16 protein-coding genes are annotated in these 18,869 nt (G+C 59.7%); 13 read left to right on the top strand and 3 right to left on the bottom strand.

The genetic code is table 11. From position 1 onward, the window contains the following. The first annotated feature begins 121 nt into the window (after window positions 1–121). The 6 genes from dibA (at window position 122) to CFBP1590_RS25170 (ending at window position 6,371) form a co-directional block, all read left to right on the top strand. A complete protein-coding gene (dibA, locus tag CFBP1590_RS25195; protein ID WP_088236136.1) occupies window positions 122–2,053 on the top strand; it encodes a phosphodiesterase DibA in 1,932 nt (643 codons plus the stop codon). A 202-nt stretch (window positions 2,054–2,255) separates the two neighbouring features. Beyond that, window positions 2,256–2,438 (top strand): sulfur starvation response protein OscA, encoded by a 183-nt coding sequence (gene oscA, locus CFBP1590_RS25190; RefSeq protein WP_003170956.1) that lies wholly within the window; start codon window positions 2,256–2,258, stop codon window positions 2,436–2,438. 129 nt (window positions 2,439–2,567) lie between these two features. Further along, window positions 2,568–3,578 carry a sulfate ABC transporter substrate-binding protein gene (locus tag CFBP1590_RS25185; protein WP_004882809.1) on the top strand — a complete coding sequence of 337 codons (1,011 nt, stop codon included), beginning with the start codon at window positions 2,568–2,570 and terminating at the stop codon, window positions 3,576–3,578. Window positions 3,579–3,683: 105 nt separating this feature from the next. Continuing rightward, complete coding sequence (gene cysT, locus CFBP1590_RS25180) at window positions 3,684–4,505, top strand: sulfate ABC transporter permease subunit CysT (protein ID WP_057408445.1); 822 nt, start codon at window positions 3,684–3,686, stop codon at window positions 4,503–4,505. Window positions 4,506–4,515: 10 nt separating this feature from the next. After that, window positions 4,516–5,388, top strand: coding sequence for a sulfate ABC transporter permease subunit CysW (cysW, locus tag CFBP1590_RS25175; protein ID WP_004882801.1), 873 nt, complete (start codon window positions 4,516–4,518; stop codon window positions 5,386–5,388). 2 nt (window positions 5,389–5,390) lie between these two features. Next, window positions 5,391–6,371 (top strand): sulfate/molybdate ABC transporter ATP-binding protein, encoded by a 981-nt coding sequence (locus CFBP1590_RS25170; protein WP_025994338.1) that lies wholly within the window; start codon window positions 5,391–5,393, stop codon window positions 6,369–6,371. Window positions 6,372–6,576: 205 nt separating this feature from the next. Here CFBP1590_RS25170 and CFBP1590_RS25165 read toward each other — a convergent pair whose 3' ends face one another. Next, window positions 6,577–7,101 (bottom strand): Mpo1 family 2-hydroxy fatty acid dioxygenase, encoded by a 525-nt coding sequence (locus CFBP1590_RS25165; protein WP_004882798.1) that lies wholly within the window; start codon window positions 7,099–7,101, stop codon window positions 6,577–6,579. Between the two features lie 84 nt (window positions 7,102–7,185). Here CFBP1590_RS25165 and CFBP1590_RS25160 point away from each other — a divergent pair, with 84 nt between their 5' ends. Next, on the top strand, window positions 7,186–7,890 hold the full coding sequence (locus CFBP1590_RS25160) for a Crp/Fnr family transcriptional regulator (protein ID WP_088236135.1): 705 nt from the start codon (window positions 7,186–7,188) through the stop codon (window positions 7,888–7,890). 82 nt (window positions 7,891–7,972) lie between these two features. On the opposite strand, the gene CFBP1590_RS25155 is transcribed toward CFBP1590_RS25160, so the two are convergent. Further along, complete coding sequence (locus tag CFBP1590_RS25155; protein WP_088236134.1) at window positions 7,973–8,965, bottom strand: AraC family transcriptional regulator; 993 nt, start codon at window positions 8,963–8,965, stop codon at window positions 7,973–7,975. A 571-nt stretch (window positions 8,966–9,536) separates the two neighbouring features. On the opposite strand from CFBP1590_RS25155, the gene CFBP1590_RS25150 reads away from it, so the two are divergent. From CFBP1590_RS25150 to CFBP1590_RS25130, 5 genes are all read left to right on the top strand, one after another. Then, window positions 9,537–10,847 (top strand): MFS transporter, encoded by a 1,311-nt coding sequence (locus CFBP1590_RS25150; RefSeq protein WP_088236133.1) that lies wholly within the window; start codon window positions 9,537–9,539, stop codon window positions 10,845–10,847. Between the two features lie 213 nt (window positions 10,848–11,060). Further along, entirely contained in the window at window positions 11,061–11,642 is a 582-nt protein-coding gene (locus CFBP1590_RS25145; protein WP_029241245.1) for an alpha/beta hydrolase, read from the top strand. 81 nt (window positions 11,643–11,723) lie between these two features. Further along, window positions 11,724–12,674: a sigma 54-interacting transcriptional regulator gene (locus CFBP1590_RS25140; protein WP_004882786.1), complete on the top strand. Its 951-nt coding sequence runs from the start codon at window positions 11,724–11,726 to the stop codon at window positions 12,672–12,674. Between the two features lie 198 nt (window positions 12,675–12,872). After that, window positions 12,873–13,655, top strand: coding sequence for a MetQ/NlpA family ABC transporter substrate-binding protein (locus CFBP1590_RS25135; RefSeq protein ID WP_025994344.1), 783 nt, complete (start codon window positions 12,873–12,875; stop codon window positions 13,653–13,655). 180 nt (window positions 13,656–13,835) lie between these two features. Beyond that, a complete protein-coding gene (locus CFBP1590_RS25130; protein ID WP_088236132.1) occupies window positions 13,836–14,369 on the top strand; it encodes an REP-associated tyrosine transposase in 534 nt (177 codons plus the stop codon). Between the two features lie 213 nt (window positions 14,370–14,582). On the opposite strand, the gene CFBP1590_RS25125 is transcribed toward CFBP1590_RS25130, so the two are convergent. Next, window positions 14,583–17,651 carry an autotransporter domain-containing protein gene (locus tag CFBP1590_RS25125; RefSeq protein ID WP_374729079.1) on the bottom strand — a complete coding sequence of 1,023 codons (3,069 nt, stop codon included), beginning with the start codon at window positions 17,649–17,651 and terminating at the stop codon, window positions 14,583–14,585. Window positions 17,652–17,962: 311 nt separating this feature from the next. Here CFBP1590_RS25125 and CFBP1590_RS25115 point away from each other — a divergent pair, with 311 nt between their 5' ends. Beyond that, window positions 17,963–18,859, top strand: a complete 897-nt coding sequence (locus CFBP1590_RS25115) for a TauD/TfdA dioxygenase family protein (protein ID WP_088236131.1) — start codon at window positions 17,963–17,965, stop codon at window positions 18,857–18,859. Window positions 18,860–18,869 lie beyond the last annotated feature (10 nt).

Here is an 18,869-nt window from a genome sequence, read left to right as displayed (position 1 = left end):
AAAAGTAACAACTGCATTATCACTGACATCCCACAGAAAACCAGTCACGCTTTTAGATAAGAGTCGCAGGATGTTTCTTGCTTTATAATTGCGCTCCTTTCATAAGGCCCTGGATTTTCTTATGACGGACTCTACTGACGGAGCGCTAAGGACGGCCATTCTGTACGGCATGCTGTCCGTTCTGTGGTTGCTGGCGTTCGATTGCCTGTTGCCGCTTTTCATCGAAGATCCGGCTCATTTGGCTATCGCGCAGCGAGCAGGCGGTTACGGATGGGTGTTGATAAGCGCGGTCATGCTCTTCGTCGCGCGTGACCGTTTGATGAAAGTCATCACCGGCAAGGCACAGGTAGCGCGTCATCAGGACGATCACGACCAGCTGAGACTGGCTGCTGCGGTGTTCGACAGTACCCTGGAAGGGGTACTGGTGACCGACGCGAAAGGGCGGATCGTGCATGTCAACCGTGCTTTCGTGGACATTACCGGCTATCAGCCCGATGAAGTGCTGGGTTTCAACCCCAGCAAGTTCCAGTCCGGCCGCCACGGTGCGGAGTTCTATCGGCAGATGTACCGCTCGATCCTCAGCGCCGGTCAGTGGAGCGGCGAGATCTGGAATCGGCGCAAGAGCGGCGAAGTCTATCCGCAGTGGCAGACGATCCGCAGCATCAAGGCCGATGACGGCCAGCCGAAAAACTTCGTCGCGGTGTTTTCCGACATGACCGCCATCAAGCGTTCCGAGCAGGAACTGGCTCAACTCGCCCACTACGATGCGCTGACCGGCCTGCCCAACCGTCTGCTGCTCACTGATCGGATCAGTCAGGCGCTGACGTCTGCCCGCTCCAGCAAGCGCGGTTGCGCGCTGCTGTTGATCGATCTGGACCATTTCAAGAACATCAATGACAGCCTCGGCCACAATATCGGCGATGAAGTGCTGAAGGCCATTGCCGTTCGACTCGAAGGTGTGATCGAGAGCGACATGACCCTGGCGCGTTTGGGCGGTGACGAGTTTGCCTTGCTGGTCAAGAACTGCCCGCAGATGGTCCAGGCTGCGGCCCTGGCGCAGCGGGTCATCGAAGTGCTCAAGGCGCCATTTACCATCGCCGGACAGCAGCTGTTCATCAGTGCCAGCCTGGGCATCAGCCTGTTTCCAGGCGATGCGCTGACTGACCAGCAATTGTTGCGCAATGCCGACTCTGCGCTGTTCAAGGCCAAGAGCAACGGCCGCGACGGCTATGCGTTGTACACCGAAGAGCTGACGTCCCACGCCCGTCAGCGGGTGCAACTGGTCAGCGAACTGCGCCACGCCATCGAACATCAGGAATTACGCGTCTTTTATCAGCCGGTTCACGACCTCGCCACCCGCTGCATTGTGGGTGTCGAAGCGCTCGTGCGTTGGCAGCACCCGTCACGGGGCATGGTTTCACCGGGGGAATTCATTCCGGTGGCCGAGCAGAGCGGGCTGATTGCCGATATCGATGCCTGGGTGCTGGAAACGGCATGTCGGCAGATGCTGGCCTGGCAAGCCTGCGACGTGCCGATCCGCTTTGTGGCGGTCAATGTTTCCAGCCGGTTGTTCAGCACCGGTGATCTTGATCGTCAGGTCAGCCAGGTGCTGCGTGATACCGGCCTTGATCCTGCCTTGCTGGAGCTGGAAGTGACTGAAAGCGCAGTAATGGAAGACCCCGAGCAGGCCATCGAGCAGTTGCACCGGCTGCGCGAGTTGGGCCTGAGTCTGGCCATCGATGACTTTGGCACCGGTTATTCCTCTCTGCTCAGGCTCAAGCGCATGCCGGTCCAGAAGCTGAAGATCGATCAGGGCTTCGTGGCTGGGCTGCCGGGCGATGACGACGATATTGCCATCGTGCGCGCGGTCATCGCACTGGCGGGCAGCATGGGCATGCGAGTGCTGGCCGAGGGCATCGAGCAGGCCGAGCAGGCGGCGTTTCTGTTCGACAACGGGTGTGAGTTGGGCCAGGGCTACTGGTTCGGGCGACCCGTGCCTGCCGAATCGATCAATTGGGTACATGCCCCGGTGTTCACAACAGCTCCGGTCTGACGGGTTCTGACGCGCCTGATTCATGCTCTGGCCGGACGTGCAATGCGTTCCGCCATGGCGTGGAATCTTTTAATTTCTTTTGGTTATATCTGCATTCTTAAATAGTCTTTTTAAGAATATCTGCACCTCACTACTATTGCCTTATCGCCACATGCCAGCGCTTCGGGTGCGACGGCAGGCTCCACTTTCAAGGAATACGATAATGAGCGCATCTCTACGTAGTGTTGACGGTCAGGACGAAGCGGCCATTTTGCGTGAGATTCAGAGTGCGTTGCGTGACCTGCGCTTTGGCGCCGTCGAGATCACCGTGCACAACGCACAAGTGGTGCAGATCGAGCGCAAGGAAAAGTTTCGTTTGCAGAACCCGGGTAACAAGCCGAGCTGACACAGCGCCGGATGAAACAACCGAATGCGATGCACCCCTGACAAGCAGCGCGCCGGTGTGAATCTCACGCTGGCGTGCGACGAAGAAATCAAAAAAAGCCGACACACAGAATTTGCAGGAGCTTCACCTATGTCCATTCGCCGTTTTGCCCTGGCCGCTCTCGCCAGCGCTGTATTCGCAGGTTCCGCTGTCGCCAAGGATTACGAGCTGCTCAACGTGTCTTACGACCCGACACGTGAGCTGTATCAGGAATACAACGCCGAGTTCGCCAAGCACTGGAAACAGTCCCATCCGGACGACACCGTGACCATCAAGCAGTCCCATGGTGGTTCGGGCAAGCAGGCCCGTGGCGTGATCGACGGCCTGCGCGCCGACGTCGTTACCCTGGCGCTGGCCGGTGACATCGACGAGATCGCCAAGCTGGGCAAGACCCTGCCTGAAAACTGGCAGACGCGTCTGCCGGATGCGAGCACCCCGTACACATCGACCATCGTGTTTCTGGTGCGCAAGGGCAATCCAAAAGGCATCAAGGACTGGGGCGACCTGATCAAGAAAGACGTGTCGGTGATCACGCCCAACCCGAAAACCTCGGGCGGCGCGCGCTGGAACTTCCTGGCTGCCTGGGCTTATGGCCTGAAGGCGGGCGGTGGCGACGAAGCCAAGGCCAAGGAATACGTGCAGACCCTGTTCAAGCATGTGCCGATTCTGGACACCGGTGCGCGCGGCTCGACCATCACCTTCGTCAACAACGGTCAGGGTGATGTGCTGCTGGCGTGGGAAAACGAAGCGTTCCTGGCGCTGAAGGAAGACGGTGGTGCCGACAAGTTCGACATCGTCGTACCGTCGCTGTCGATTCTGGCCGAGCCGCCGGTCGCCGTGGTCGACAAGAATGCCGAGAAGAAAGGCAACACCGCCGTCGCGACCGAGTACCTGAAACACCTGTACAGCAAGGAAGGTCAGGAAATTGCCGCGAAAAACTTCTATCGTCCACGTGATAAAGAGATCGCCGCCAAATACGAGAAGCAATTCCCGAAACTGGATCTGGTGACTATCGACAAAGACTTCGGCGGCTGGAAGACTGCGCAGCCGAAGTTCTTCAACGACGGCGGCGTGTTCGACCAGATTTATCAAGCGCAATAACCGCATGACGATACCGCGCAGCCCTCAGTGGGCACGGTATCGCAGTGATGGTCAAACAGCCCGGATCAACGTCCGGGCTTCGTGCAAGTAAAACCAGGGACTTCTATGTCGCGTCGTATCTCCCCCGTCATACCCGGCTTCGGGCTGACGCTGGGCTACACCTTGGTGTACCTCAGTCTGATTGTGCTTATACCGCTGGCCGCCATGTTCGTGCATGCCGCACAGCTCACCTGGGATCAGTTCTGGACCATCATCACCGCCCCTCGCGTACTGGCGGCGCTGAAGTTGAGTTTCAGCACCGCGTTCTACGCCGCTGTCATCAACGGCGTGATCGGTACGCTGCTGGCGTGGGTGCTGGTGCGTTATACCTTCCCCGGACGCAAGATCATCGATGCGATGATCGACCTGCCTTTTGCCCTGCCGACCGCCGTGGCCGGTATCGCCCTGACAGCGCTGTATGCGCCCAATGGCTGGGTCGGGCAGTTCGCTACTGATCTGGGTTTCAAGATCGCCTACACCCCCTTGGGTATCACTCTGGCGCTGACCTTCGTGACGCTGCCGTTCGTGGTGCGCACCGTTCAACCGGTGCTGGCCGATATCCCGCGTGAAGTCGAAGAGGCCGCCGCCTGCCTGGGTGCCCGTCCGCTGCAGGTGTTTCGCCACATTCTCGTGCCCGCGCTGCTGCCTGCGTGGCTGACGGGCTTCGCGCTGGCCTTCGCTCGCGGTGTGGGGGAGTACGGTTCGGTCATCTTCATCGCGGGCAACATGCCCATGAAAACCGAAATCATGCCCTTGCTGATCATGGTCAAGCTCGACCAGTACGACTACACCGGTGCGACTTCCATTGGCGTTCTGATGCTGGTGGTTTCCTTCATTCTGCTGCTGCTGATCAACCTGCTGCAGCGGCGCATTGAAACCCCATCCTGAGGAGGCGAGCATGTCTTATTCATCGGTATCCGCTGCAGCCTCCGCCAACGACGCACGTCGTGGCAATGCGGTAGCGCGTCGTATCCTGATCGGCCTTGGCTGGCTGATCTTCGCCCTGTTTCTGGGGCTGCCGCTGTTCATCGTGGTCTCGCAAGGCCTGAAAAACGGTCTGGGCGCATTCTTCGAGGCGGTGCTCGAGCCGGACGCACTGTCGGCGCTCAAGCTGACGGTCATTGCCGTGCTGATCTCGGTGCCGCTCAACCTTGTGTTCGGCGTCAGCGCCGCGTGGTGTGTGAGCAAGTACTCGTTTCGTGGCAAGAGCATTCTGGTCACGCTGATCGACCTGCCGTTCTCGGTATCGCCGGTCATTGCCGGTCTGGTCTACGTGCTGATGTTCGGCGCGCAGGGCCTGTTCGGGCCGTGGCTGCAGGATCATGACATCCAGATCGTCTTCGCGCTGCCGGGCATCGTGCTGGCAACCATCTTTGTGACCGTGCCGTTCGTCGCGCGTGAACTGATCCCGTTGATGCAGGAGCAGGGCACGCAGGAGGAAGAGGCGGCGCGTCTGCTGGGTGCCAACGGCTGGCAGATGTTCTGGCATGTCACGGTGCCGAACATCAAGTGGGGCCTGATCTATGGCGTGGTGCTGTGTACCGCTCGGGCGATGGGTGAGTTTGGCGCGGTGTCGGTGGTGTCCGGCCACATTCGCGGCGTTACCAACACCCTGCCGCTGCACGTCGAGATCCTCTACAACGAATACAACCACGTTGCCGCCTTTGCGGTTGCGAGCCTGTTGCTGATCCTCGCGCTGTTCATCCTGCTGCTCAAGCAGTGGAGCGAATCCCGTATTAACCGTCTGCGCCATAACGCGGCGGAGGAATAATCATGTCGATCGAAGTCCGTAACGTCAGCAAGAACTTCAACGCCTTCAAGGCCCTGAACAGCATCAATCTGGACATCCAGAGTGGCGAACTGGTTGCCTTGCTTGGCCCGTCAGGCTGCGGCAAGACTACCTTGCTGCGCATCATCGCAGGCCTGGAGACCCCGGATGCCGGCAGCATCGTGTTCCACGGTGAAGACGTCTCCGGCCATGACGTGCGTGATCGCAACGTCGGTTTCGTGTTTCAGCATTACGCGCTGTTCCGGCACATGACCGTGTTCGACAACGTCGCGTTCGGCCTGCGCATGAAGCCCAAGCGCGAACGTCCCAACGAGACGCGGATTGCCGAGAAGGTTCACGAATTGTTGAACATGGTGCAACTGGACTGGCTGGCCGACCGCTACCCGGAGCAGCTTTCCGGTGGTCAGCGCCAGCGTATCGCGCTGGCCCGCGCCTTGGCTGTGGAGCCCAAAGTGCTGCTGCTGGACGAGCCGTTCGGGGCGCTGGACGCCAAGGTCCGCAAGGAGCTGCGTCGCTGGCTGGCGCGTCTGCACGAAGACATCAACCTGACCTCGGTCTTCGTGACACACGATCAGGAAGAAGCCATGGAAGTGGCGGACCGCATCGTGGTGATGAACAAGGGCGTGATCGAACAGATCGGCTCACCGGGTGAGGTGTATGAAAACCCGTCCAATGACTTCGTGTATCACTTCCTCGGCGACTCCAACCGTCTGAGTCTGGGTGATGAAGGCCACGTATTGTTCCGCCCGCATGAAGTGTCGTTGTCACGCCAGGAACTGGAAGACCACCACGCCGCCGAAGTCCGCGACATCCGCCCGCTTGGCGCGACCACGCGGGTCACGCTCAAGGTCGAAGGGCAGAGCGAGCTTATCGAGGCCGAAGTGGTCAAGGATCACGACAGCCTTGTGGGCCTGGCGCGGGGCGAGACCCTGTTCTTCAAACCCAAGGTCTGGCAGAAGTTGTAAGGCAGTCGGGCTGATCGTGCTTGTTTGAACGACCCGGTACTGATCGTGCCCATCGCTCCGCGTGGGCATGCCGCCCGTGACGCTCTGCGTTATATTCAAGAGCGGACGCAGAGCGTCCCGAGAGGCATTCCCACGCGGAGCGTAGGAACGATCATCACACTATATTGATGCGCCCACGCGGAGCGTAGGAACGATCACCCGTTCGTTAAACCGCAGCCTTGCGCACGTTGCGCCCCACCGGGCCGGCACGTTCTTCGATGGCGTGCTGCAACGGTTTCAGCAGGCCCATCAGGAATGCCAGCTCCGCCACCACGAACAGCGGGCCGATGATCAGGCCGGTCACGTCATCGATGAATGCCGGTTTGCGGCCTTCGTAATAGTGGCCGATGAACTGGATGATCCAGCCAACGACAAACAGCCCCACGCCCGCACTCAGCCAGACCATGGTCGTCTGTTGCGCCAGATTCGCGCCTGCCCAGATGCACAGCAGCAAAAGTACCGCCATCACCACGCCAAGCACCCGGTCCAGTCGCAGGTAAAACACGGTCGATGCCAACGTCACCAGCGCCGCGGGCGATAGCCAGATGCCGCCCACTGACCAGCCCGGCCGGGACAAAAGTACGGCCACTGCCAGAACAATCAGCGGGATACCTATGAAGTGGGTCACGATATTGCGTGAGTCGCGGTGATAGGACGCGTATTGGCTGAGATGATCGACAAGGTTTTTCATTATTATTCCTGCCTGAAGCGCTGATCCGGGTTGATCACCGTATCGCCTTTGCAATACGACTGCCTGAAAAACAAGGGAGCAAATATGACAAATGGAACGTTATGGCGGTCACGATTGCTGTCCGATTACTGGTTTTCCAATCTACCTGCCGGTTTGCAGGATAGCCTGCTGGACGCCGCTTTCCAGATTCGCAAGACGCCCGGCAAGGCACTGTTCAAAAAAGGCGACCCGGCGTGCGGTCTTTACGTGTTGGTCGAGGGCAGTGTGCGTGTCGGTCCTGCTGTTGATCAGCGTCTGGTGCCACGTCTGGAGCCCGTTCGCCTGCCGTGCTGGTTCGGAGAAGTGTCGTTGTTCGACGGGCTGCCGCGCAGGTTCGATGTGGTGGCACGGGAGCAGACGATCTTTCTGCATGTGCCCCAGCGCGTGCTCATGGAGCTGCTCGATCAGCATCCGCAGTACTGGCATTCGTTTGCCGGTCTGCTCAGCCACAAGCTGGGCCTGCCGATTCCGCTTTCTGATGAGATGGCCCGATTGCCCGCCAGGCACTGGGTTGCGTGGCGCCTGCTAATGCTGTCCGAAGGCTATGGAAATCTCAGCCATGCGCGGCGCCTGGTTACGCTGGACGAAATCCAGCCGCCTGAGGATCTTTCTCCGGCCGTTTTGCTCGACGTGCTTCAGGACCTGCACCAACGCAGGATCGTGCGCCTGGGGGAGGGGCAGCTGGAAGTCTTCGAAGTGGAGAAGCTGCGCAAGGTGGCGAATTACTCCAAGGCCAGCGCCGTGTGTTGAAGGTGCGCCCGACGCTGATCGTGCCCATGCTCTGCGTGGGCATGCAGCCCATGACGCTCCGCGTCACATCAACAAATGATCATCAGCGCATCAAGTCACTTCGGTACTGCCCCGGCGTCATGCCGGTCCAGCGCTTGAAGGCGCGGCTCAGGCTGTCGGTGTCGGCGAAACCCAGCAGGTAGGCGACTTCGCTCAGCGAGCTGTGCGGGTCGCTCATGTGCATCAGCGCCAGGTTCTGGCGGCACTGATTGAGCAGCAGGTCATAGCGGCAGCCTTCGTCGGCCAGGTGCCGTTGCAGGCTGCGCGGGGTCAGGTGCAGGGCTTCGGCGATGCTCTCGGCAGAAGGCTCGCCGTCCGGGAGCAGGGTTTCGATGGCCGAGCGCACGCGCTGTTCCCAGATCAGCGATGGCAAGGGTTCTGCGCTGGGCATCTGTTCGGTCAGCATGATCGGGTTTTCGTCCAGGTGACTGTCGAAGTCGTCGCAGGCAAATTCCAGCCGATTCTCCGACGCCGAGAAAAACAGCGGCGCTCGAAACAGTTCATGCCAGGGCTGCGGGTTTTCAGGTTGTGGACGTTGCAGGTGAATGGCCAGCGGTGCGTAGTTCCTGCCCAGCCGGTTGCGGCAGGTGCGCACATAAATGGCGGCGAAGGCATCCAGCAGTTCATGGGGCGTTGACAGGCAGGACGCGGGCGCAGCAAAGCGGAATTCGTAACGTTCGCCCGCAGGTCTGAAGCCCAGCTCCAGTGAATCTTCGGCCATCGAGTGATAGCGCACGATGCGTTCAAAGACTTCACGCAGCGAGCCGCTGGCCACCAGCGTGTAACCCAGTGCATGAAATGTGGTGGGGCTGACAAAGCGCGAAACCCGCAAGCCCAGCGCCGGATCGCCGCTGGCCTGCACAGCCAGTTGCCAGAGCTTCGCGGTGGCGCTAGCCGCGAAGCTGGCCTCGGGATCATTGAGCCGCTGCGTATCGATTCCCGCTGCCTGGCACAAATCGTCACTGTTCAGGCCAAGCGCATCCAGTTGCTTGCGCAGCGAACGGGTCCAGCTGGCGAGGCTGCTTGGCTCAGGCATGCGGGCGACCCTTCCTGTCTTCGATTGGCATTCAACGTCGGTCTGTGCCGACAAGGCATCAATGGGCAACTCCTTTGCCTGACGCTGCCTCCAGAGAATGGAAGCTTTTGTGACACTTTTGCAAGTACTGCCTGACTGAATGCAGCGCTTTGCACGAAGTGGCAATAGGCTATGCGCGAAAACCTCTTGTCGTCGTATGACTGGCCTTTTGGCTGTTCAGCTCCTTGAGTGATTTCCCTATAGAGAACGTTGCTCACAGTTGGGTTCGGCATTTGACACGCTCATGGCAAATGACTATAAATGCGCCATGTTGTACGACAACGTATGGCTTTCAAAAATTACAACCATAAAAATAATTCAAAGAGTAACAAAGCTCATGTCCAGCGCTCATATCTCGCCCAGGGATCACTCACCATGGTGCGAAAGATACGGTAAAAAACCCGTAATCCGTCCATTGTGCATGCATAAAACCTTTTCAGCTTCTGTAATCTGACGTTACAAAAATCCAGCCGCCCCTCGGTCAAGGCTGCGGGACGCTCGTCGCCAATCCAAGAATAAGCAGGGTGAAGAGATGAAAGTAAAAGGCATTCGGTGGTGGATGGTCGGGCTGGTCACAGCCGGTCTGGTCGTCAACTACCTCGCTCGCAATACGTTGTCTGTCGCAGCGCCTACGCTCATGAGTGAGCTGAGCATCTCGACCGAGCAGTACGCTCACATCGTGGTCGCCTGGCAGATGTGCTACGCCCTGATGCAGCCGGTTGCGGGCTATATCATCGACGCCATCGGCACCAAGATGGGTTTTGCGATCTTTGCCGTGGCCTGGTCTGCAGCCTGCGCTGCGGCTGCGTTTGCCACCGGCTGGCAGAGTCTGGCGATCTTTCGCGGTCTGCTCGGCTTGACCGAGGCAGCGGGGCTGCCTGCGGGCGTCAAGGCCACCACCGAATGGTTTCCGGCCAAGGAGCGCTCGGTCGCCATCGGCTGGTTCAATATCGGGTCGTCCTTCGGTGCCTTGCTGGCGCCACCGCTGGTGGTGTGGGCCATCCTGCACAACGGTTGGGAGCTGGCGTTCCTGATCGTCGGCGGACTGGGCATTATCTGGAGCGGTCTGTGGTTGCTGCTGTACAAGCACCCTCGTGATCAGAAACGCCTGAGCGACGCCGAGCGTGATTACATCCTCAGCGGTCAGGAAGCACGCCTCAAGGACGCTCCGGCGCAAAAGAGCAGCTGGAAAAAACTGTTCAGGAATCGCAACTTCTACGCCATCGCCTCGGCGCGGATCCTCTCCGAGCCTGCCTGGCAGACCTTCAATGCCTGGATTCCGCTGTACCTGATGACCGAGCGGCACATGAACATCAAGGAAGTCGCGATGTTCGCCTGGCTGCCCTTTCTTGCGGCAGACATCGGCTGCGTCCTGGGCGGCTACCTCAGCCCGCTGTTCCACAAGTACTGCAAGGTGTCGCTGTTCACCTCGCGCAAGATGGTGATGCTGTTCGGCTGCTTCTGCATGATCGGCCCGGCGTGCATCGGGCTGGTTGCAAGCCCTTACACCGCCATCGCGCTGCTGTGCATCGGCGGCTTCGCGCACCAGACCCTGTCGGGCGCGCTGTACTCCATCACCTCGGACTCGTTCGGCAAGAACGAAGTCGCGACAGCCACCGGTATGGGCGGCATGTTCGGCTTCCTTGGCGCAGCGGCATTCACCATGGTGTTCGGTGTGCTGGTCACCAAGATCGGCTACAGCCCGCTGTTCGTCGTACTGGCGATCTTCGACATCATTGCAGCCTTTGTGGTGTGGACGGTGGCACGTGAAGTCACCCAGAAAGACGATCCGCTGATCGTGGATGACATCGTACCGGGCACACGTTCCGTTCCAGCCACCTGATGCGGCGTCGCACAGTTGTCACAAAGACTGGTTAACCTTCGCTCAATCTAGTTTTTTATTCAGGGCCGTTCCTTCAAGGCAGGGAGCGGTCCTTTTTTTGCCTCAGGCTTTATATTCTTTTTGGGAATTAATAAATATCTTCTTATTCCTTAACGAATATATGTTCCATCCCTATACTCGCCCCATGAACGCATACGTGCAGGAGGCGAATCCATGCATAACGAGTCGATCCGGTATCTGATCCTGCCAGGATGGCAGGGATCCCCTGAGAATCACTGGCAAACCCACTGGCAGAACAGCCTGCCCAACAGCGCACGCGTCGAGCAGGCCGACTGGCTCAAGCCGCGCCGCGAAGACTGGGTGGGTGAGTTGCAGCGCACCATTGCTGCACAAGACACGCCCGTGATCCTGATCGCTCACAGCCTGGGTTGCGTCACCGTTGCGCATTGGGCGCAACTGGCTCCGCTGGAGACGCTGCGTCAGGTGCAGGGCGCACTGCTGGTCGCGCCTGCCGACGTGGATCGCCCGAACTGCCCGCCTGCGTTGCGCAATTTCTCACCGATACCCACCGACCTGCTGCCGTTCCCGACCCAGATTGTCAGCTCCGACAACGATCCGGCCGTCAGCTCGCAACGCGCGCTGGAAATGGCCCGTCACTGGGGCGCTGAACTGGGCTTTCTGAGCGAGGCCGGGCACATCAACGTCAAGTCCGGCCATCAGCGCTGGGAGCAGGGTTTCGCGTATCTGTACCGTCTGCAAAATCGTCTGGAGCAACACGCGCGTCGTCGCGCATGACCGGATTGCCTTGTATTGCGGGCCATCCGGCCCCGTTTTTTTAACGCCTGAGACCGTGAGCGGCTCGGGCGGGAGTGCGTCATGAGCCTTCACGAAACCTTCGGTCAGCCGCTGCTGACCTTCCCCGATTCCGACAAAAGCCCACTGAGCATTCGTGCCAAGGCGCTGGTCTTCATCGACCCGCGTTCGCGCCAGTTGCGCGAAGAGATGGAGTTGCTGGCGCCGCGTTCGCTGCCTGTGCTGATACGCGGTGAGTCGGGAACGGGCAAGGAGTTGCTGGCACGGCATATTCATCGCGGCAGTGATCGCTCCGGCCTGTTCGTATCCGTGAATTGCGGCGCCATCAGCCCGACCTATGCCGACGCCGAGCTGTTTGGCTACGCGGCAGGCGCACACAGCGGCTCGGTCAGCAGCCGCGCAGGCTGGTTCGGTTCGGCCAATGGCGGCACCCTGTATCTGGACGAAATCGGCGACTTGCCGCTGCCCATTCAAGTGAAGTTGCTGGCGGCGCTGGAAAATCATGAAGTCACCCGCGTTGGTGCGCATCAGCCAAGCCCTGTGGACGTGCGATTGGTGGCAGCCACCAGTATCGATCTGGCCCAGGCCGTGGCGGCCGGGAAATTCAATGAGCGGCTCTACCATTACCTGCGCGAAGGCAAGCTCGACCTGCCAGCGTTGCGCGAGCAGCCCGGCAACATCCTGCCGTTGGCCGAGTATTTCGTCGGCATCTACAGCCAGCGTCTGAACCTCCCTGTCCAGTTGGTCAGCGAGGCCGCGCAGAAGACGCTGGAAGCCTATAGCTGGCCGGGCAATACCCGTGAGCTTGAAAACGTCATCCATTTTGCGTTGTTGGTCAGCCAGGGTGATGAGATCCAGCCTGAAGACATACACCTGCCCGAACTTGCCAGCCCGCTGAAACAGATCGAGCATCAGGCTCGCAGGTTGCTCGCCGAAAACAACCCCGGCCAGCTTGCGGCACTCAGGCAGTTACTGGAAACGGTCGCGGACCGACTTGAGCAAAACCCGGCATAACCCTTGTTGCAGAGCGCTGCTAATGAGGTGGAAGACGCCTTCGAGAAAAAAAGCATAAGCATTTGCTTAAAAAGTATTTTCTCGGAATAACAAATCTCGGTAATGTCCACATGATGTCGCAGCACGGGATAGCGCCGCGGCAAACCACTGAAAAGGCGTCATTTTTTGTGACGCTCACGGATTCGCTAAGGACATTGCATGAAAAAGACGTTGTTGATGACCGCTCTGGCGGCTGCTTTCTCGATTGGCCTGGCGCACGCCGGTGAAAAACTGGTCGTGGGCGCCACGCCTGTGCCGCACGCGGAAATCCTTGAGCTGATCAAGCCGACCCTGGCCAAGGAAGGTGTGGACCTGGAAATCAAGGTCTTCACTGACTACGTTCAGCCGAACGTGCAATTGAGCGAGAAGCGTCTGGACGCCAACTACTTCCAGACCAAGCCTTACCTGGATGGCTTCAATAAAGGCAAGGGCACCAACCTCGTGACGGGTGTTGGCGTACACGTCGAACCGTTCGGCGGCTACTCGAAAAAGTACAAGAGCATTGCCGACTTGCCTGAAGGCGCAACCGTTGCCATTCCGAACGAAGGCAGCAACGCCGGTCGCGCACTGCTCCTGCTGCAGAAGAACGGTCTGATTACCCTGAAAGACCCGACCAACGCACTGGCTACGCCGAAAGACATCGCCACCAACCCGAAGAAACTGAAATTCCGCGAACTGGAATCGGCCGTACTGCCGCGTGCACTGGGTCAGGTTGACCTGGCGTTGATCAACACCAACTACGCGCTGGAAGCCAAACTCAATCCGCAGAAAGACGCCCTGATCATCGAGGGTGCCGATTCGCCGTACGTGAACTTCCTGGTCACCCGCGAAGACAACGCCAACAGCGACGCCATCCAGAAACTGTCCAAGGCCCTGACCAGTCAGGAAGTCAAAGACTTCATCAACAAGAAGTACGACGGCGCGGTACTGCCCGCGTTCTGATTGTTGATGCGCTGATCGTGCCCATGCTCTGCGTGGGCATGCCTCCCGGGACGCTCCGCGTCCCGGCGTAGGCTCGAAGCTGAACAAAACCTCGTAACACCTTGCTCGTTCCTCTCTCGTGGAAATGGACGTTAGCCTTGTGTCATCAGACTCCCCGTCTGCTGACTCAAGGACGAATCGATGGCCCGAAGCCGCTACACCATCACTGAACCTGACAAACCTCATTTCCTGACGTGCACGATTGTGGAGTGGATGCCCTTATTCACTCGGCCTGAATGGGTGGGCATTCTGTTGGACGCGTGGCGCTATCAGCAGAATGAGCAGGGAATGCAACTGTTCGGGTATGTGATTCTGGAGAACCATCTGCACTATGTGGCTCAGGCACAAGATCTGGGCAGTTGCGTTCGCAGCTTCAAATCCTTTACCGCGAGACGGATCGTCGATCATTTGGAGAGAAGCAACGCAGAGCGTGTGCTTGAGCGATTACGCTTTACAAAACGTGCGTATAAGGCAGACAGGGTTTATCAGGTCTGGCAGGAAGGCACCCACGCAGAGGTCATCTGGAGTGAGGACGTGATGCGGCAGAAACTCGACTACATCCATCACAACCCGGTCAAGCGGGGGTATGTAGATGTCGGTGAGCACTGGCGATACTCAAGTGCCCGGGATTATCAGGGACAGGTCGGTTTGATCGACGTCCAGCGCTGGTATTGATCGCCCGACATCGTGCCCGTGACGCTCTGCGTCACCTCACGGCCGGACGCGGAGCGTCCTGAGAGGCATTCCCACGCGGAGCGTAGGAACGATCATTACACGATATTGATCATGCAGCCCGGGACGCTCTGCGTCCCATTCTGGAGCGGACGCAGAATGATGAGGCCTAATCATTCCTGGCTTTTGATTTGTCAATAACAGTCAGCCCACCCCTCAAAACGCCAATGTCACCCGCGCATTCAGCGCCTGATCGGTCGTGTCGCTGCCGAGTTGTCCGTTGTAGCTCACGCCCACGCTCAGCGTTTCACTCAACCCCAGGTCCACACCCGCGCCCAGCACTGCTGCGTTACGCGCAATCGGTGCGCCGGACAGTGCGAAGGTGTCGCCGCCGCTGAAGGCTGCGCGGCTTTCGGGTGTCACGTCGCCGAACGCACGGCGCCAGCCGACGGTGGCGTTGGGTTTGACGTCGACGCTGCCCACGTTCATGTGCGTGGCTGCCCGCAGGCCGAGAGTGCTGAACGTGACGTGGTTTTCCTCGGACTTGTTGCGCAGGCTGATGGCGTTGCTGTTTTCGTCGAAACCGTCGGTGTCCAGCCTTACGTGGGCGAGGTTGGCGAAGGGTTCGAGCTGCGCGTTGCCCAGTTCGATGGCATAGCCGAGTTCACCAAATACCTGATTGGTCGCCGCCTGATAATCCTGCTTGAAGCGCTCGGAAGAGCCCGGCAGGTCCAGGGTGCGCTTGGACGTCAGATCATGCCAGGTCCGCACGGCGCCCAGACGCAGGCCCAGTTGGCCCCATTTTGCACCGCCGTAGATACCCAAGTGATAGTTGTCACTGTCGCTGGAGCCAGACGCATGGCGCAGGTCGAAGCTGCTGCGGCTGAAACCGGCGAGTGCGCCGACACGCCAGGTGTCGTTGACCGGCACGTCGGCACCGAACAACAGGCCGCTGGTGTGGCTGTCCAGACCCGAAGCGTCATCCGTGCTGTCGGTCTTGCCGGTTGCGCCAATGGCCTGCGTCCAGACCAGACCGCGCGAGGCATCGCCTGCCAGGGTTTGCGAAGCACCGCCGGATGCCTGCGCCGATTGTGATTGCTGCAGGCGGTCAGCGATGGCGTTGCGCACCAGACGGCTGTCTTCGATCAGCGCAGACTGAGTCGAGGCATGCAGTTCGTTGGACAGCGCGTTGAAGGTGGCTTGTGCCGTTGCCGCATCGGCCTGTACGACACTTCTCCACAACGCGTTGCCTGCGCCTGCGCTGTCCAGGCCCTGAGCCACGGCTCGTGCATTGCGGCTGGTCGCCAGGCTGGCGAAGCTTTGCGCGTTGCGATCAAGCGTCAGGCCGACATCGGTCGCGGTGTAATTGAGGGTGGGCGTCAGGAACGCGAAGTTCGACTGTACATTGTTGAACGTACCGCTGATGCCGCCCGCTGCCGAGAGAATCGAGTAACGGCTTGCTGCGACCCAGTTGCCGCCCTCGACCAATGAAACGGTGGCGTTGTTCAGTGTGGCGCGGCCTGTGGCGACGATGCGGTCGGCATTGCCAGCCGCATCTGACTCTAGCTGATAGACCGAGCCCTGTGCGAAGTTGACGTTGCCGTTGACGTTCAACTGGCCCACCGAGTTGCCTGGAGCAACCACGCCACCCGACGCAGCGTTGATACCGCCCACCGAGCCATTGCCGCCCAGCACTGCACCTGAGTTCACGGTCACGACCGAGTTGCCGAGGTTGCCGTTCACCGCCAGTCGCCCGGCCTGCACGGTTGTTGCGCCGGACAGACTGCTGTTGCCCGTCAGGTTCAGCGAGCCTGCGCCCTGTTTGATCAATGCGCCGTTGCCGGTAATGGCGTTGCTGAAGTTGTCATTGGTCGACTGATCGAGCACCAGCGTCGCATTGTCGGTGATCGTCCCGCTGCCGAACGACTGGGCGTGACCGGTCAGGACGCCGCCGTTGATCACCGTGCCGCCCGAGTAGGTGTTGTTGCCGGTGAGTATCAGGTTGCCAGTGCCGTTCTTGATCAGGCCGCCTGTGCCCGAGATGTCGTTGCGCCAGGCGTCGATGGCGTTGTATCCGCCTTGGCTGGCGTTCATGTTGACCGTGACATTGGAGTTGAACGCGGCATAACCGTCACCTGCGGCGTACAGGTTCAAACGGCCGTAGCCATTGGACTGATCGATCACTGCGTAACCCGAAGAAATCTCGGTGGTGCCCAGAATCTCGCGGCGCTGGCTGGCGTCCAGGTACGGGAAGCGGGTTTCCAGCAGCACTTCAGCGTTGACCGGCACCACGGGCGCAAGGTTGGTCGGGCCGACCGGGCTGAAACCGTAGGTCATGCGTGAGGTGTACAGCGCCTTGTCCTGCGCGTGCTGGGACGTGCGGTCGGTAGCCGGATCGATCTTCGCCATGCAGTTATTCACGTCGCCGCCACACTGCGCGGTGAAGTACGCCAGCGCCTGGGCACTGGCATCGGCGCGCAGCTGGGTGTTGGCCGGGTTGGACAGGTTGTCGATGGCGAAATAAGTGGCCGTGATGCGCCCGCCCATCACGTCGAAGGGCGAGTGCATGCCGGCTTCGATGCGGTTGTCGCCAATGTCCGAGGCACGCAGCATCAGTTCGCTGTAGCGCTCGGGAATCGCGTAGGCGAGGGCGATGGACGACAGGTACGCGGCGTTGGTATGGCCGCTCGGGAAGCCCGCATCGCTGGCAGGCGTGGTGCTCTTGGCGGGGCGCAGGGACGGCTGCACCACGAACTCCAGGTTCTGGCCGTCCAGCGTCTGACGCCAAGGACGTGGGTACTGATAATGGGATTTGGCTGGTGTGGTGGACGCGTCGTTACGCACCGCGCCGACCAGATCGACCACCTTGCCCAGCGCCGAAGCCGAACTGCCCGCGCCGTTGCCCTTGTCGTCGTATTTGACGGTCTTGTTGGTGTCGTCGAACTGGGTAATCGTGGTGAAGGCGCCGGAACCTGCCTTGTACGCATCGCTCAACGAGCCCAGGCCGCTGATGGCGCTGTAGCTCTGGTCGCGACGGTCATCGAAATACGCGGCGGTTTCCTGCGCAAGCGTGCGCGAGTTGGCGCGGTCGAGCACCAGTTGCAGGTTGCGCCTGAGCAGGCTCTGACCCAGCGCGGTCGGCGTGCCGGTGTCCCAGGTTGGACCGGTTGTCCACAGAGTGTTATAGCCGGACAGCAAGTCAACGCCGTTGATGCGGTCATCCCCTGACCTGCCTGCTGCGTGTACCGAAACTGCAAGCAGCGAAAGTATCAACGTCGATACCATGACATGGGCGGTGGGTTTGACGCTCGGCATATTGCTGTCCTGCACGCAATTGAAAGAAGGCGCTGACGCTAACAAGCCGTTCTTACAACTGGATGTATCGTGCGTGACACATTTGTGTGAGCCGATCAGGTTCCAGATTCACGCTCGTTCCTACGCTCCGCGTGGGAATGCCGCTCAGGACGCTCCGCGTCCGGCGTCCGGCTGCGCGCTATCCCATTCCGCGCTATGCATATTCCTCAACGGTATTTAAATTCAGTTTCTTATAGCTATACAGTTCTCCTTCTCAGCCACATTCTGGAGTCGGAGTTCTCATGCCCGCAGCCTCCCTCGCTTCATCGTATGCCCCTGCGGCCTCGCAATCGTTCGACGTGCGTCCATTCGCCGAAAAGGTGGGCGCTGAAATCGTCGGGCTGGATTTGTCCCGGCCCTTGAACGACGCTGACTTCGCGCGCGTTCATCAGGCGCACCTCGATTACCACGTCATCGTGTTTCGCGATCAGCACATCACGCCGCAGCAGCAGATCGATTTCAGCCGTCGTTTCGGCGTGCTGCAGATCCACGTGCTCAAGCAGTTTCTGTTGGCCAACCACCCGGAAATTCTGATCGTCTCCAACATTGTCGAGAACGGTCAGCCGGTCGGTCTGGGCGACGCTGGCAAGTATTGGCATTCGGACTTGTCGTACAAGGAGCTGCCGAGCCTGGGCTCGATGCTGTATGCGCAGGAGCTGCCCAGCGAGGGCGGCGATACGTTGTTCGCAAACATGCATCAGGCCTGGGACACGCTGCCCCGGCACCTGCGCGATGCGGTCGAAGGGCGGTCTGCCGTTCACAGTTATACCGCACGCTATTCAGAGGGCCATAACGCCGTCAACTGGCGTCCGACCCTGACCCCAGAGCAACTGGCGCAGGTCGTGGAAGTCAGCCATCCCATCGTGCGCACCCACCCTGAAAACGGTCGCAAGGCGTTGTTTGTCAGTGAAGGTTTCACCACGCGCATTCTTGGCCTGCCAGAAGACGAAAGCCGCCAGATTCTCAACGAAATCTACGCGCACAGCGTTCGCCCTGAGCATATCTATCGCCATCAGTGGCAGCCCAACGACATGGTGTTCTGGGACAACCGCTCGCTGATTCATCTGGCGGCGGGCTGTCCGGCGCACCTGCGACGCAAGCTTCATCGCACGACCATTCAAGGCTCGGCGCCGTTCTGATGGAGAACCG

This window comes from Pseudomonas viridiflava, assembly GCF_900184295.1.
In the GTDB taxonomy this organism is placed as follows: domain Bacteria; phylum Pseudomonadota; class Gammaproteobacteria; order Pseudomonadales; family Pseudomonadaceae; genus Aquipseudomonas; species Aquipseudomonas viridiflava.
The sequence above is the reverse complement of the archived record's forward strand: the minus strand, read 5'-3'. Positions and strand labels throughout refer to the sequence as shown.

Coding starts and splice junctions, on each gene's coding strand:
- dibA (WP_088236136.1), top strand. CDS start 122: ATGACGGACTCTACTGACGGAGCGCTAAGGACGGCCATTCTGTACGGC.
- oscA (WP_003170956.1), top strand. CDS start 2,256: ATGAGCGCATCTCTACGTAGTGTTGACGGTCAGGACGAAGCGGCCATT.
- CFBP1590_RS25185 (WP_004882809.1), top strand. CDS start 2,568: ATGTCCATTCGCCGTTTTGCCCTGGCCGCTCTCGCCAGCGCTGTATTC.
- cysT (WP_057408445.1), top strand. CDS start 3,684: ATGTCGCGTCGTATCTCCCCCGTCATACCCGGCTTCGGGCTGACGCTG.
- cysW (WP_004882801.1), top strand. CDS start 4,516: ATGTCTTATTCATCGGTATCCGCTGCAGCCTCCGCCAACGACGCACGT.
- CFBP1590_RS25170 (WP_025994338.1), top strand. CDS start 5,391: ATGTCGATCGAAGTCCGTAACGTCAGCAAGAACTTCAACGCCTTCAAG.
- CFBP1590_RS25165 (WP_004882798.1), bottom strand. CDS start 7,101: ATGAAAAACCTTGTCGATCATCTCAGCCAATACGCGTCCTATCACCGC.
- CFBP1590_RS25160 (WP_088236135.1), top strand. CDS start 7,186: ATGACAAATGGAACGTTATGGCGGTCACGATTGCTGTCCGATTACTGG.
- CFBP1590_RS25155 (WP_088236134.1), bottom strand. CDS start 8,965: ATGCCTGAGCCAAGCAGCCTCGCCAGCTGGACCCGTTCGCTGCGCAAG.
- CFBP1590_RS25150 (WP_088236133.1), top strand. CDS start 9,537: ATGAAAGTAAAAGGCATTCGGTGGTGGATGGTCGGGCTGGTCACAGCC.
- CFBP1590_RS25145 (WP_029241245.1), top strand. CDS start 11,061: ATGCATAACGAGTCGATCCGGTATCTGATCCTGCCAGGATGGCAGGGA.
- CFBP1590_RS25140 (WP_004882786.1), top strand. CDS start 11,724: ATGAGCCTTCACGAAACCTTCGGTCAGCCGCTGCTGACCTTCCCCGAT.
- CFBP1590_RS25135 (WP_025994344.1), top strand. CDS start 12,873: ATGAAAAAGACGTTGTTGATGACCGCTCTGGCGGCTGCTTTCTCGATT.
- CFBP1590_RS25130 (WP_088236132.1), top strand. CDS start 13,836: ATGGCCCGAAGCCGCTACACCATCACTGAACCTGACAAACCTCATTTC.
- CFBP1590_RS25125 (WP_374729079.1), bottom strand. CDS start 17,651: ATGGTATCGACGTTGATACTTTCGCTGCTTGCAGTTTCGGTACACGCA.
- CFBP1590_RS25115 (WP_088236131.1), top strand. CDS start 17,963: ATGCCCGCAGCCTCCCTCGCTTCATCGTATGCCCCTGCGGCCTCGCAA.